The following is a 13984-nucleotide window of genomic DNA, read 5'->3' on the forward strand; positions in this document are numbered from 1 at the left end:
ATGTTATTTTCAAATATAGTTTATCATGGTACGATACATTTAACATTTAAAAAGAAAAGAGGACAGATGATGATAGCGGTTGTTTCCGCAGGTATTGCTCCTGGCCTAGCTTTGTTATGTTATTTTTATTTAAAAGATGATTATGAGGTTGAGCCTATATCTATGGTTGTACGATCTTTTATTTTTGGCGCAATCTTAGTTTTTCCTATTATGTTTATTCAATATGTAATTCATGAAGAATATAATATTAGCTCAAATTTTATTAATTCATTTCTCGTAACAGGCTTACTTGAGGAATTTATTAAATGGTTCATATTATTTTATACAGTATATCAACATGTAGAATTCGATGAGGTTTATGATGGAATTGTTTACGGTGTAAGTGTTTCATTAGGGTTTGCAACTGTCGAAAATATATTATATTTATTTGCGCAGGGAGTAGAGACAGCCATTATGAGAGCGATGCTACCTGTCTCAAGTCATGCATTGCTAGGGGTTGTAATGGGGTATTATTTAGGTAAGGCACGTTTTTCCGAAGAAGCGAGTAAAAGTAAATGGTTAATCCTGTCTCTGTTGACCCCATTTATGCTACATGGATTATACGATTATATCATTTTATTAGCACAACAATTAGTACAAGAAAAGTGGATTTTATTTATCATCCCTTTTATGATATTCCTCTGGTGGTTAGGTTTACGCAAGGTAAAAAAAGCACGTGCTATCAAACATATATATTAGATACAGGGTGTTAATGATATTATACTCCGCATAGTTGATTTACTATGTTCAACTTGTGCGGGTTTCTTAAAGATTGCCTCTAGCTATAGAGGCGATCTTTTTATTTGGCATTTTCGAATCATTTGTAGCTTTTCGTAAAAAGAGCTAAACACAGAAATTCAGCTTTTCTTCTCTAAAGACTACAAAATCATCTAATACACATCAGTTTCTCCAATATAAGTGAAAGAAGTCACAAAGTTTTTTGAAGAAGAACCTTTTCCTTTTGTGACTATACAATAATGAGCAGCTATCATGCAGCACGTGCTGAGGTATTCCTATATAGTACTTTTTGCCCAAAAAATGAAAACGGATTTTAATAGGAAAAATTTGTTGCGTTCAACTCATTTCATAAATATATCGATATTTTTCTTGGACAAGAAAAACCTCATTATATCGTTTTTAAGAAGAAAAGATGCCATGAAAACTAGTTTCTATTTGTTAAATTTGCATATAACGACAACCTAAGCAAAACGACCTCTGAATAAAAATTCTATGTCTACGGAAATCTAATAGTGATAATTGTAGTATGTGAAAAGAGTTGGAGGTTAACAGAATGTACAAAAAATTATATAAGAAAGTATTTTTACTTGCCCTAACATGTACTTGTCTCATGCTTACAAACTCTTCACCGATCGTCACAAATGCTTTTAGTAATCAGGTTATACAAAAAGGTGCTGTCGGTGACGACGTTATAGAATTGCAATCTCGCTTACAATTTATAGGTTTTTTTAAGGGGAAAATAGATGGAGTTTTTGGATGGGGCACATATTGGGCTGTACGAGAATTTCAATCTGAATTTGGATTACCAGTCGATGGAATAGCAGGACCTAGTACAAAAGATAAGTTAGCTAATGCCTCAAAATTTAATAAAGATTTTGTTTATGAACAAATTAATAAAGGAAATCATTTTACTCATTATGGTAACGTCGATTTAGAAAAACAAGTAAAACAAAAAAAGCAGGAGAAAGAGTCTAAACCAGCGAAGAAATCGCAAAAAGGAACGGCACCTAAAAAGTCAACAGCAATGAATATGCCAAGCGGTTACTCACAAAATGATATTCAACTTATGGCGAATGCCGTGTATGGAGAATCTCGTGGAGAAGAATATATCGGGCAAGTTGCAGTGGCCGCAGTCATTTTAAACCGTGTAGAAAGCAGCTCCTTTCCAAATACGGTCTCAGGTGTCATTTTTGAACCTAGAGCATTTACAGCAGTTGCTGACGGTCAAATTTGGTTAACACCAAATGAGAAAGCGAAACAAGCCGTTTTAGATGCAATAAATGGATGGGATCCTTCAGAAAATGCACTTTATTATTTTAATCCAGATACAGCAACAAGTGAATGGATATGGACCCGTCCACAAATCAAAAAAATTGGTAAACATGTATTTTGTAAATAGAGAGGCGGGATATTTTGATTAGAGGAATAATAATAGGAATTTTAACATTAGGTGTAGCGAGTGTATCGTATTGGGGGTATCAGGAACATAGAGAAAAAAACGCAATTTTAATTCAGGCAGAAAATAATTATCAACGCGCATTTCATGACTTAACCTATCAACTTGATTTGCTACAAGATAAGATAGGAACTACATTAGCTATGAATTCTCCATTATCGCTTTCTCCTGCACTAGCGGAAGTATGGAGAATTACATCAGAAGCACATTCTGATGTAGGGCAATTACCTTTGACGTTATTACCTTTTAATAAAACGGAAGAATTTTTATCAAAGATTGGTGAATTTAGCTATCGAACTGCAATTAGAGATTTAAATAATCAGCCATTATCAAAGGACGAATATGAGACATTAAAAACGTTATATGGAAATGCTGCTGAAATTCAAAGTGAGCTTAGGAAAGTACAATACCTAGTGTTAGAAAATAACTTGAGATGGATGGATGTTGAATTAGCATTATCTACTGGCGACGAGCAAATGGATAATACGATTATAGATGGGTTTAAGACAGTAGAAAAAAACGTCGAAGGCTATTCGGAAACAAATTTGGGGCCAACATTTACGAGTTTAGATATGAAAAATGAAGGCTTAGAGCAAATAAAAGGTGAAAAGATTGATGAAGCAAAAGCTCAAAGAATTGCGATCAACTTTCTTGGTTTAAAGGGAGATGAGAAAATAAATATTAGTGAAAATGCTGACGGTTCAAACTATGATTTTTATAGCTTAACAATCCAGGATAACAAAAGTAAAGCTAATACGTATATGGATATAACTAAAAAAGGGGGCTACCCTATTTGGGTAATTCAGGACCGAGAGATTAAAGAACAACAAGTAAGCCTAAATGATGCAGCTAATAAAGCAGCTACATTTTTAAAAAAGAACAAGTTTGAAAACCAGCAGCTTTTTGAGAGTGCTCAATATGGTAATACAGGTGTGTTTACGTTTGTTACCGAGATGGATGGTGTAAGAATTTATCCTGACTCAATAAATATGAAAGTAGCCTTAGATAAAGGAAATATTATTGGGTTTTCTGCTCGGGATTATTTAACGGCTAAGCGGGACAGGGCTATCCCACAACCAACATTAACAGTAGAACAGGCAAAAGAAAATATAAACCCTGATGTAACTATAATGGAAGAGAGACAGGCGATCATTGTAAATAACTTAGGAGAAGAAGTTTTGTGCTTTGAGTTTATAGGGACGATCGACTCAGATACGTATCGAATCTTCATAAATGCAGAAAATGGTTTCGAAGAAAAAGTTGAAAAACTAAAAAACGCAGAACCTATCTACGAACAGCTTTAATGCTGTTCTTTTTCGTTCTTTCATGATTTAATAGTATTAATAAAATAACATATTTTAGTGTTTTTTGGTTTGATTACCTACATAGGAGTGGTTTAGATGTTGAAAGTAGGGGATACGATTACACTTTCTCATACACGTGGTGAACAGACAGATACATATAAATGTAGAATTGTTGAATTGAATACAAAATACATCTATATTGATTATCCAATTAATACGTCGACAGGGAAATCAACATTTTTTACGATAGGTACTCACTTTAATGCTAAATACATAAGAAAAGATCAGCAGGTTTTTACATTTAAGACACATATCATAGGCAAAACTAATCAGCGAATTCCTATGATTTCGTTAGTAAAACCAGCAAAAGACAAGTTTGTTAAAGTACAAAGAAGACAATTTGTTAGAATTGAGACTTCTGTCGATGTTGCGGTACATTCTACACAGGATGACTTCCCCCCTTTTTTAACTGTTACGAGTGATTTAAGTGCAGGTGGGGCAGCCTTGATTATGCCTCAAGATGTAGAGGTTTCACCTAATACAGAGATGTCAGTATGGTTTGTACTTCCTTACCAGTCGGGAGAATATAAATATTTGAAAATACCCTGTAAAGTCATTCGAATGATTGGAGGGGATGATTACGACAGAAATAAAGCAACAATTGAATTTCTTGACATCAAAGAAACTGAGCGTCAAATGTTGATTAGATATTGTTTCGAACAGCAAGTTGCCATGCGGAAAAGGGAATTGTAGTTTTTTTATAATATGAGGGTTTATATTAAATGCTCTTTTCGTAAACTATGTTGCTACTGAGACTAATTTAGAACCGCAATAAATAAATTTATGCAGTTGATATCACTTTAAGACAGTAAAGATGCTAGGATGCTTGGGTTACACGTAATTATTCCTTACGAAAAGCAACAACCAATGCAAAAACAGCCATATATAAAAAATGTTGAATGCATAATTTACTCTGTTTTTTAACACAATAATTAAAAACGGAGTGTTTAAATTGAAAAGATTTGAAGGTATTATCATGAAGTTAGTCATCATTCAAGTTATTTTTTTGATCATAGCTCAAAGTTTATTGGCTCACAATGATGTAAAGCCATATATATCCAAACTAGTTGACTATGAGGGAGTGCAAAAAAATAACTTTACAATTGTGCTTGAAACGTTCGACCAGTAGGTCAGTGTATGTTACAATATAGAGGGAATTTTATTAAAGATTTACTCCGCGCTTATGTGTGAAAAGGGGATTTTCATGTTTTTTTATGATCTGCCGCATGTTAATTTTCTTGTATTAATGAGCGCTTTTTATTTATCTTTGTAAGTAGTTGTAGGAGGCATCATGAAAAAACTGATTTCAATAGCGATTGACGGTCCAGCTGCCGCAGGAAAAAGTACAGTTGCGAAAATTATAGCAGAGCAATTATCGTATGTTTATATTGATACAGGTGCAATGTATAGAACTATTACTTATAATGCATTACTTAACGAACTTAATCTAGATGATGAAAAAGCATTAATTCATTTATTAAAAGATACTGATATTCAATTAAAGCCATCAAAAGACGGACAGATTGTTTTTATGAATGGAAAAAATGTTACTGAAGAAATTCGCAAAGATGATATTTCAAATCAAGTATCAATAGTAGCTAAACATAAACTCGTTCGTGAAGAAATGGTACTTAGGCAACAGCGATTTGCTCAAAATGGTGGCGTCGTCATGGATGGAAGGGACATCGGTACGCATGTACTCCCCGATGCTGAGGTAAAAGTATTTTTGTTGGCCTCTGTTGAAGAAAGAGCGAAAAGACGCCATGAAGAAAATATTAATAAAGGTTACGATTCAAACATCGAACAAATAATGAATGATATAGAATTAAGGGATAAACTTGATTCCGAGCGTGAGATTGCACCTTTGAAAAAAGCTCCTGATGCGATAGAGATAGATACCACATCGTATTCGATCCTTGAGGTTGTTAATATGATTATGGATATCGTTAAAGAGAGGATTTGATAAGGTTGGCTTTTTATACAATAGCAAAGAATATTGTTTGGGGGATATTAAAGCCGTTATATCGCATAAAAATTATCGGATCAGAAAATATCCCTAAAGAAGGGTCAGTATTAATTTGTTCAAACCACATATCTGTATTAGATCCACCCGTTGTTGGCATTACTTCAACTAGACCTATTCATTTTATGGCAAAAGAAGAACTTTTTCGAGTACCAATATTAAAAACAGCGATTAGCAACTTAAATGCTTTTCCAGTAAAGCGTGGCATGAGTGACAGGAGCGCTATTAGGAATGCTTTAGCAATATTAAATGATGATAATGTATTAGGAATATTTCCTGAAGGCACTCGAAATAAAGAAGGAAATCTCGGTAAAGGTTTAGCTGGCGTTGGGTTCTTTGCACTTCGATCAAATGCACTTGTAGTACCATGCGCGATTATTGGACCTTATAAACCGTTTCGTAAGCTTCATGTGGTTTATGGAAGGCCTGTTGATATTACTGAGATGCGGAAACAAAAAGCATCAGCAAGTGAAGTGACTGATGTAATTATGGATGCAATTGGTGAAATTCTTGAAAATTACGATGTCAAAGCAAGTTAATACTTGACAAAAGGTTTTATTTGTAAGAAGTTATTAAAAAGAACTTTTAAAGCTGTTGTTGGGGAATTAAGGAGGTAAATAGAGATGAGTGAGGATTTGAATCAAGTGGAAGTAACAACCTTTGAAGTTGGCGATGTAGTAAAAGGACAAATCACAAAGGTAGAAGAAAAGCAAGTATATATTGATGTAGAAGGTAGCAAACTAAGTGGAATAATTCCAATCAGTGAACTATCTAGTTTGCATGTAGAAAAAGCAAGTGATGTAGTTTCAGTTGATGATATGTTAACAGTAAAGGTTAAGAAAGTAGAAGAAGATGCATTAATTTTGTCCAAAAAAGAAATTGATGCTGATCAAGCATGGGATGACCTACAACAAAAATTTGAAACTGGTGAAATTATTGAAGCAGAAGTAAAAGACGTTGTAAAAGGTGGACTAGTTGTAGATATTGGTGTAAGAGGATTTATTCCAGCATCTCTTGTGGAAAAATTTTATGTAGATGATTTCACAGAATACAAGGGTAAGCAATTAACATTTAAAGTAGTCGAGTTAGATCGAGATAAAAACAGAGTTATTTTGTCACATAGAGCTGTCGTTGAAGAGGAAATAGAAACGAAAAAACAACAACTACTAAATACTTTACACGAAGGTCAAGTGTTAGAGGGAACAGTCCAAAGATTAACTAACTTTGGAGTTTTTGTTGATATTGGTGGAGTTGATGGTCTTGTACATATTTCACAACTCTCTCACAACAGAGTTGAACAGCCAGCAGAGGTTGTTGAAGTAGGTCAAGAGGTTAATGTGAAAATATTAGCTGTAGATCGAGATAATGAACGTATATCTCTGTCAATAAAAGAAACTTTGCCTGGCCCGTGGTCAAATATTTCTGATAAGTTAAAAGCTGGTGATATTCTTGAAGGAACGGTTAAGAGACTAGTATCATTCGGTGCATTTGTAGAGGTATTACCAGGAGTAGAGGGGCTTGTTCATATTTCTCAAATATCAAACTCTCATATAGGGACACCTCATGAAGTGTTGAAGGAAGATCAAAGTGTTAAAGTGAAGGTATTAGATGTTAATGAAGATGAAAAACGAATTTCATTAAGTATTAAAGAACTAGATGAAAATGTGAAAGAAGAAGTAGAAAGTAATTATCAAGCTTTAGAGGAAAATACTGGGTTTCAGTTAGGCGAAGTCATCGGTGATAAACTAAACGAATTTAAATAATGGTGATGGACTTGAGTAGAGCAAAAAGGAAGCAAGAGCATATATTGTTTGCACTTGAAACAGGACAGGAACGAAATAATGGTTTTGATGATGTCCAGTTTGTCCACCAGAGCTTACCAAATATAGCATTAGACAATATTGATGTTAGTACAGAAATAGGCGAACTTAATTTAAGTTCGCCTATTTTTATCAATGGCATGACAGGTGGTGGTGGAGAGGAAACGACAAAGATAAATAAAAGCCTTGCTATAGCAGCTAATGAATGTAATGTTGCCATGGGTGTTGGCTCAGGAATGTCAGCTCTTAAAGACCCAGCTGAAAGAGAATCGTTTCAAATCATTAGAAAGGTTAATCCGAATGGGGTTGTTTTCGCAAATATCGGTAGTGAAGCTACGGTAGAGGATGCACAGCGAGTAGTTGAGATGATCGACGCTAATGGCTTACAAATACACTTAAATGTTATCCAAGAGTTAATTATGCCTGAAGGTGATCGTGACTTTACAAGTGCGTTACATAGAATTGAAAAAATCGTTCATGGATTAGAGGTTCCTGTTTTAGTTAAAGAAGTTGGCTTCGGTATTAGTAAAGAAACAGCTCGACAGTTGTTTGATATTGGTGTGAAAATCATTGACGTAGGTGGATACGGAGGAACTAACTTTTCTAAGATTGAAAATAAGAGGCGCGAAGACACGTTAAGTTACTTTGATAAATGGGGGATTCCAACAGCTCCTTCCATTTGTGAGGTGCGAGCTACCCATGCTGAACTTTCAATCGTAGCGTCTGGTGGCATACAAAATGCTTTAGATGTCGCCAAGGCAATTGCGCTCGGAGCAAATGTAACTGCTTTTGCTGGATACTTTCTAACAATATTAACTAACCATGGATTACACGGCTTAATCGATGAGATTACGAAGCTTAAAAATCATTTAAAGATAATTATGACAGCTTTAGGTACAAGAACGATTACAGAACTGCAACATAGCCCTTTAGTCTTTAATGGGGACACGTATCATTGGCTATGTCAAAGAGGAATTAATACAAGTCAATATAGTAAAAGATAAGAACCTGACACTATCACCTCGATAGTGTCAGGTTCTTTTTTTATGGCTCTTTTCGTGAACTTTGTTGGAATTTGAATCGCGACGAATGGTTTTATACGTTTGTCATCGTTTTTAGAAAAGATACCCCAGATTCTAGTTGAGTACGTATTTATTTCTTAATAGCAAACAACTATCAATTGCAAAAACAACTTTTTAATATGGATGTTTTATGCTGTTCCAATAAATTACAACAACTAAAAGAGTTATTTACATTCGTTACTTTCTGTTGCTATCTTTGAACAACAATAAATACCTCAAATGTTACTGTTCTTGCCCATTGCGTAATCTAGCTTGACTAGGACTCTCAAGTTCTGTTGCACCACGGTAGTGAAGAGCTTGATCTCTGTCAGATTCAGTTTGCTTCTTTTTTTGCAGTTTTTTTTCCTGTCGATCTTTTCCCATATAGTAACCTCCATGTTGTTTAGTTTTAACTAACACAAGTTATAAACAAGATAATTCTAATATTCGTTTTTATAAAGCTATCTATTCATGATGTTTTTCATTTAATTGGATTAAATTTATTGTTTTGTAGCAATAATGGTTATGAAGGGAGAATTGGTCGTGGAGGGACAATTTTTTTATTGGTTCTTTTGGTCTTTGTGGGTTATAGCAACTTTTTGTCTAAATAAGAGTACGAAGAGATTAATGATAGCGATAGTTGCATTATTAACAATCATACTTTCGGTAAGTACGTTAAAAAATGACATCATATCTGTGTCATATAGTTATTTAATGTTGCTAGTCGTATGTTATGCAGTCATATCTAAAAAACGCTGGAACCAACAAATATATACGTTTATTTCAATGATTACCATTACATTTGCTTATGTTAGCTTTCATTTGTTTGAGTTGTTTGATCCTGTTTGGGTTTTATTTGATCGAAAATGGATGCTATCTATCCCACTAGTATATATCACTTTTATGCTTGCAAAATATTCAAAAGATAGAGTGATTATATTTGTAACCGGATTATGTCACGGTGAGTTATTATACTTTATCATTTTACAGAGATTTAACTTCTATTATGAGATTGGTTCACTTAATTTTCTAGATATAGTCTCCATAGGCTTATTTTTAATTATGGGTTGGGCTGCGTTTGAACATATGACAAAGTATTTTGATCTGTTAATTCATAAAAACATAAAGGAGAAACAAGGCTAAGATGAATGAATATACGTATCCGATTTTATTTGGTGTCATATTTGGTACTATTGCACGTTTATATATGCTTCGTACAGATTATAGGCAATATCCAACATACCTTCATGGCAAGATTATACATATAGCTCTTGGGTTTATCGCAGCAGGATTAGGAACAATTGCAGTCCCTGCTATTATGGAAGAAGATTTTTCTGCAATTACTTTTTTAGCATTAGCTGCATCACAATTTCGGGAAGTAAGGAATATGGAAAGAAATACATTAAATGAACTAGATCAATATGAACTAGTACCAAGAGGAAGTACTTATATTGAAGGAATAGCAATAGCTTTTGAAGGTCGCAATTATTTAGTTATTTTTACTTCGCTCATCGCAACATTATGCTATTTAGCGTTTGGGATATTGGCTGGAACAATAGTTGGATTTATCGCAATTGGGTTATCAAGAAAGTTAATGACTGGTGGAAAATTAAAGGAAATCGTAAGTGTGGAATTTGTTGAGCCACGATTTGATGGGAGTGGATTGTATGTAGATAATATCTATATTATGAATATTGGGTTACCAAAGAGACAAGAAGAGGTACTACAATACGGAATGGGTTTTATTTTATCTCCCAAAAATTTCGATGCCCGTTCAACGATCGCGAATTTAGGGCAACGACAAGCGATTCTACATGATATATCTACGGCATTAGGTGTGTATAGAGATTCTGGTACACCTGCGCTCATTCCTTTAGCAAAACGAGATTTAGATGATGGTAGGGTGGGCATATTTATTTTACCACAGGAAAAAGACGTAGTAAAAGCAATAGAGATCATCGGTGAAGTACCTACATTAGAAAGTGCAATTCGTATGCCTACAGAATCTAAAGCTAATGAAAAGGGGCGTGAGCTTAAATGAATCTCGAAAAGTATATTCTTGCAGTAATTACTACAAAAAGTAATAAGGTAGCAGGAGGAGCCCCTACGTTTACTTGTGATAGTACAGCAGAAATGGAAAAGATTGCGGCAAATCTGGAAGCAATTTTAGACGGAATTGCACATGGTTTGAGCGATGATTTATATATCATTGTAAAACATTAAAATAAGATGATGTTTTCGCCCATACCATTTTCATGTGTTCTAATTTTGCAGATGGTATTGATTATCGAGAGAAATTTCGATCTTAAAGAATATACTTATTTACTTGTTCAACTTCACTAAGGGGTTTGTCCTGTTGTTGGTTTTCTGATAATATATAAAAGTTAAACCCTTCATTATTGAAGGGTTTATTTATTAGCATTACTTCTTTATTATATATATGATTGATATTAAAGCACTTTGACACTAATACGACATTCATTTTCTTAATATAGATAACAGAGAGAGGTTGACAAAACTATGACTAAACCAGTTGTTGCAATTGTAGGTAGACCAAATGTAGGAAAATCAACAATTTTTAATCGATTAGCAGGCGAGCGGATTTCTATTGTCGAAGATATACCTGGAGTCACACGAGATAGAATATACAGCTCAGCTGAATGGTTGAATTTTGATTTTAATATTATTGATACAGGTGGGATTGATATAGGTGATGAGCCTTTTATAGAGCAAATCCGTCACCAAGCAGAAATTGCGATTGAAGAGGCAGATGTTATCATTTTTATGACAAATGGTAGAGATGGCATCACAGCATCAGATGAAGAAGTAGCAAAAATATTATATCGATCTAAAAAACCAGTAGTGTTAGCCGTTAATAAAGTAGATAATCCTGAAATGAGAGATCAAATTTATGATTTTTATGGACTAGGTTTCGGTGAACCATTTCCTATTTCAGGTACTCATGGCTTAGGGTTAGGTGATATGTTAGATGCTGTCGCAGCTCACTTCCCAAAGGATTTAGTTGAGGATTATGATGATGAAATTATTAGGTTTTCACTTATAGGTAGACCGAATGTTGGAAAATCTTCATTAGTTAACGCTATTTTAGGAGAAGATCGTGTAATTGTAAGTGATATAGCAGGAACGACAAGAGATGCAATTGATACTGAATATCAGTTCAATGGGCAAGACTATGTTATTATTGATACAGCAGGGATGAGGAAAAAGGGGAAAGTATATGAAAGCACAGAAAAATATAGTGTGCTTCGAGCGTTAAAAGCGATAGACAGATCTGATGTTGTATTGGTCGTAATCAATGCTGAAGAAGGAATCATAGAACAGGATAAAAAAATCGCTGGCTACGCTCACGATGCAGGAAGAGCCATTGTGATAGTAGTGAATAAGTGGGATACAATTCATAAGGATGAAAAAACGATGCGTGACTTTGAACAGAAAATTCGAGATCACTTTTTATTCTTGGATTATGCACCAATTGTATTTTTATCTGCAAAAACGAAGAAACGTATGCATACGCTTCTTCCAATGATCGGTTTGGCAAGCGAAAATCACTCGCTACGAGTTCAAACGAATATCTTAAATGATGTAATTATGGATGCTGTAGCGATGAATCCAACACCAACTAGTAATGGCAGCCGTTTGAAGATTTACTACGCTACACAAGTAGCAGTTAAGCCTCCTGCTTTTGCTATATTCGTAAATGACCCTGAGTTAATGCATTTTTCGTATGAACGTTTTTTAGAAAATCGTATTCGTGATGCTTTTGGTTTTGAAGGGACACCTATAAAAATATTTGCACGTTCCCGTAAATAGGGTATGTAAGGTAAATGTTTATAGCATCTGATCGTAAGGAGAGGGTAATACTGGATATTATGACCTATTAAATTATCCTCGGATTACCTAAACTTTTTTGCAATTGTATTAAAATAGAAAAGCAAAATATTAATTTTAATTAGTTAACGTCATTTTTGAATAAGAAAAGATGCCACGAACACTTGGTTTATACGTATATATTTCTTAGTATGAATAGCAATCATTAATGCGTAAAACATCCATAAAGTTATGAGATAATCAAGAAGGGTGTGGAAAAATGAATAGTATTGCAGTAATAGGTTCAGGAAGTTGGGGAACAGCTCTAGCAATGGTACTAGCTGATAATGGTCATGATGTTCGGATATGGGGGAGAAATAAGAAGCAAATTGATGAAATTAATACTGCTCATATGAATACACAGTATTTACCAGATATTGAATTATCACCTAAAATTATTGGATATAGCTCTTTAACAGAAGCCTTACAAAATGTGAAGACTGTCGTTTTAGCGGTTCCAACGAAAGCGATAAGAGATACGCTGAAAAAGGTTAAACAAATTATTTCAGAGCCGATTACAATTGTCTCAGTAAGTAAAGGGATAGAACCAGATTCTTTATTAAGAATTTCAGAAATAATAGAGCAAGAACTCCCTGAAAGTCTTTTGACAGACGTTGTAGTTCTTTCTGGACCAAGCCACGCTGAGGAAGTAAGTTTACGTCACCCAACTACTGTAACAGTAACTTCCAAAAATATGGATATAGCTGAAAATATTCAAGATTTATTTATTAATCAACACTTTAGAGTTTATACGAATCCAGATTTATTAGGTGTTGAAATTGGTGGGGCACTAAAGAATATCATTGCGCTTGCTGCTGGGATTACTGATGGTTTAGGCTACGGGGATAATGCGAAAGCTGCGCTAATTACTAGAGGATTAGCTGAAATCACCCGCTTAGGTAGTGCGATGGGCGCAAACCCATTAACATTTGCTGGTTTAACTGGAATTGGAGATTTAATTGTAACTTGTACAAGTATTCATTCAAGAAATTGGAAAGCAGGTCATATGCTTGGAAAGGGAGAAAGCCTTACCGAGGTATTAGACAATTTAGGTATGGTTGTTGAAGGTGTCCGTACGACAAAAGCAGCTTATCAACTTGCGAACAAAATGGATGTGACAATGCCGATTACAAAAGCTCTGTACGATGTTCTGTTTGAAGATAAAACTGCAAAAGAAGCTCTTGATTCACTCATGCAACGAACAAGAACAGGCGAGATGGAGGAGCTTTTAAATATCATTAGTATTAATAATAATTAACTAAAGGGTACATATTTCTTGCTAAATGTAATAAAAAATGGGCTGTTGATGATACAACATAGTTCATTTTCGCATAAAATGGAACGTACGACCATATGAGCTTGAGCTAAGCGAAATGGGTTACATTGTCATATGCTGGAGTAGAGCTGCCCCTCTTTACTTCAGCATTTTCTGATGATGAAATAGGATAAGCTGTGATTGTAATCTGACTAAAGCTTGCATTTAAGATATATAGAGGAGTTCATCGTGGTCATCCAACGACTCTAAGCTTTTAATTGTATAACTTTTGCAACTTTCCTCCACAGCGCTTCAACCCATTCACCAAAGCAAAGGTCCG

The 13984-nt window shown here is 34.5% G+C and carries 15 protein-coding genes; 14 read left to right on the top strand and 1 reads right to left on the bottom strand.

Going from position 1 to position 13984, the window contains the following annotated elements; translation table 11 throughout:
* The first annotated feature begins 69 nt into the window (after nucleotides 1-69).
* The 9 genes from prsW to fni all read left to right on the top strand — a co-directional run bounded on the left by prsW (nucleotide 70) and on the right by fni (nucleotide 8444).
* Nucleotides 70-738 (top strand): glutamic-type intramembrane protease PrsW, encoded by a 669-nt coding sequence (gene prsW, locus SLH52_RS06580; protein WP_320208485.1) that lies wholly within the window; start codon nucleotides 70-72, stop codon nucleotides 736-738.
* 592 nt (nucleotides 739-1330) lie between these two features.
* On the top strand, nucleotides 1331-2176 hold the full coding sequence (gene sleB / locus SLH52_RS06585) for a spore cortex-lytic enzyme (protein WP_413785497.1): 846 nt from the start codon (nucleotides 1331-1333) through the stop codon (nucleotides 2174-2176).
* 14 nt (nucleotides 2177-2190) lie between these two features.
* Nucleotides 2191-3537: a germination protein YpeB gene (ypeB, locus tag SLH52_RS06590; protein ID WP_320208486.1), complete on the top strand. Its 1347-nt coding sequence runs from the start codon at nucleotides 2191-2193 to the stop codon at nucleotides 3535-3537.
* Nucleotides 3538-3633: 96 nt separating this feature from the next.
* Nucleotides 3634-4290: a flagellar brake protein gene (locus SLH52_RS06595; RefSeq protein ID WP_320208487.1), complete on the top strand. Its 657-nt coding sequence runs from the start codon at nucleotides 3634-3636 to the stop codon at nucleotides 4288-4290.
* A 250-nt stretch (nucleotides 4291-4540) separates the two neighbouring features.
* Nucleotides 4541-4726 carry a YpfB family protein gene (locus SLH52_RS06600; protein WP_320208488.1) on the top strand — a complete coding sequence of 62 codons (186 nt, stop codon included), beginning with the start codon at nucleotides 4541-4543 and terminating at the stop codon, nucleotides 4724-4726.
* Between the two features lie 162 nt (nucleotides 4727-4888).
* On the top strand, nucleotides 4889-5560 hold the full coding sequence (gene cmk, locus SLH52_RS06605; RefSeq protein ID WP_320208489.1) for a (d)CMP kinase: 672 nt from the start codon (nucleotides 4889-4891) through the stop codon (nucleotides 5558-5560).
* Nucleotides 5560-6159 (top strand): lysophospholipid acyltransferase family protein, encoded by a 600-nt coding sequence (locus SLH52_RS06610; protein WP_413785500.1) that lies wholly within the window; start codon nucleotides 5560-5562, stop codon nucleotides 6157-6159. Before cmk ends, SLH52_RS06610 begins: the two co-directional genes overlap by 1 nt.
* 84 nt (nucleotides 6160-6243) lie before the next feature.
* Complete coding sequence (gene rpsA / locus SLH52_RS06615) at nucleotides 6244-7383, top strand: 30S ribosomal protein S1 (RefSeq protein ID WP_320208491.1); 1140 nt, start codon at nucleotides 6244-6246, stop codon at nucleotides 7381-7383.
* 11 nt (nucleotides 7384-7394) lie between these two features.
* Entirely contained in the window at nucleotides 7395-8444 is a 1050-nt protein-coding gene (gene fni, locus SLH52_RS06620; RefSeq protein ID WP_320208492.1) for a type 2 isopentenyl-diphosphate Delta-isomerase, read from the top strand.
* Nucleotides 8445-8744: 300 nt separating this feature from the next.
* Here the strand turns inward: fni and SLH52_RS06625 are convergent, their stop codons facing one another.
* Complete coding sequence (locus tag SLH52_RS06625; protein WP_320208493.1) at nucleotides 8745-8885, bottom strand: YpzI family protein; 141 nt, start codon at nucleotides 8883-8885, stop codon at nucleotides 8745-8747.
* A 159-nt stretch (nucleotides 8886-9044) separates the two neighbouring features.
* On the opposite strand from SLH52_RS06625, the gene SLH52_RS06630 reads away from it, so the two are divergent.
* The 5 genes from SLH52_RS06630 to SLH52_RS06650 all read left to right on the top strand — a co-directional run bounded on the left by SLH52_RS06630 (nucleotide 9045) and on the right by SLH52_RS06650 (nucleotide 13647).
* Entirely contained in the window at nucleotides 9045-9644 is a 600-nt protein-coding gene (locus SLH52_RS06630; protein ID WP_320208494.1) for a hypothetical protein, read from the top strand.
* A 1-nt stretch (nucleotide 9645) separates the two neighbouring features.
* Nucleotides 9646-10542, top strand: coding sequence for a YIEGIA family protein (locus SLH52_RS06635; protein ID WP_320208495.1), 897 nt, complete (start codon nucleotides 9646-9648; stop codon nucleotides 10540-10542).
* Nucleotides 10539-10724, top strand: coding sequence for a capping complex subunit for YIEGIA (locus SLH52_RS06640; protein ID WP_320208496.1), 186 nt, complete (start codon nucleotides 10539-10541; stop codon nucleotides 10722-10724). The genes SLH52_RS06635 and SLH52_RS06640 overlap by 4 nt, the downstream gene beginning before the upstream one ends.
* A 297-nt stretch (nucleotides 10725-11021) precedes the next feature.
* The gene (gene der / locus SLH52_RS06645; RefSeq protein ID WP_320208497.1) at nucleotides 11022-12332 is read left to right on the top strand and encodes a ribosome biogenesis GTPase Der; all 1311 of its coding nucleotides are present in this window, start codon (nucleotides 11022-11024) and stop codon (nucleotides 12330-12332) included.
* 277 nt (nucleotides 12333-12609) lie between these two features.
* Nucleotides 12610-13647, top strand: coding sequence for an NAD(P)H-dependent glycerol-3-phosphate dehydrogenase (locus tag SLH52_RS06650; RefSeq protein WP_320208498.1), 1038 nt, complete (start codon nucleotides 12610-12612; stop codon nucleotides 13645-13647).
* The last annotated feature ends 337 nt before the right edge of the window (nucleotides 13648-13984 follow it).

The sequence above is a fragment of the Cytobacillus sp. IB215665 genome (assembly GCF_033963835.1).
Lineage (GTDB): Bacteria > Bacillota > Bacilli > Bacillales > SM2101 > Nanhaiella.

Excerpts from the sequence above, each read along its gene's own strand:
- prsW (WP_320208485.1), top strand. The coding sequence starts at position 70 with ATGATAGCGGTTGTTTCCGCAGGTATTGCTCCTGGCCTAGCTTTGTTA.
- sleB (WP_413785497.1), top strand. The coding sequence starts at position 1,331 with ATGTACAAAAAATTATATAAGAAAGTATTTTTACTTGCCCTAACATGT.
- SLH52_RS06595 (WP_320208487.1), top strand. The coding sequence starts at position 3,634 with ATGTTGAAAGTAGGGGATACGATTACACTTTCTCATACACGTGGTGAA.
- cmk (WP_320208489.1), top strand. The coding sequence starts at position 4,889 with ATGAAAAAACTGATTTCAATAGCGATTGACGGTCCAGCTGCCGCAGGA.
- rpsA (WP_320208491.1), top strand. The coding sequence starts at position 6,244 with ATGAGTGAGGATTTGAATCAAGTGGAAGTAACAACCTTTGAAGTTGGC.
- SLH52_RS06625 (WP_320208493.1), bottom strand. The coding sequence starts at position 8,885 with ATGGGAAAAGATCGACAGGAAAAAAAACTGCAAAAAAAGAAGCAAACT.
- SLH52_RS06635 (WP_320208495.1), top strand. The coding sequence starts at position 9,646 with ATGAATGAATATACGTATCCGATTTTATTTGGTGTCATATTTGGTACT.
- SLH52_RS06640 (WP_320208496.1), top strand. The coding sequence starts at position 10,539 with ATGAATCTCGAAAAGTATATTCTTGCAGTAATTACTACAAAAAGTAAT.
- der (WP_320208497.1), top strand. The coding sequence starts at position 11,022 with ATGACTAAACCAGTTGTTGCAATTGTAGGTAGACCAAATGTAGGAAAA.
- SLH52_RS06650 (WP_320208498.1), top strand. The coding sequence starts at position 12,610 with ATGAATAGTATTGCAGTAATAGGTTCAGGAAGTTGGGGAACAGCTCTA.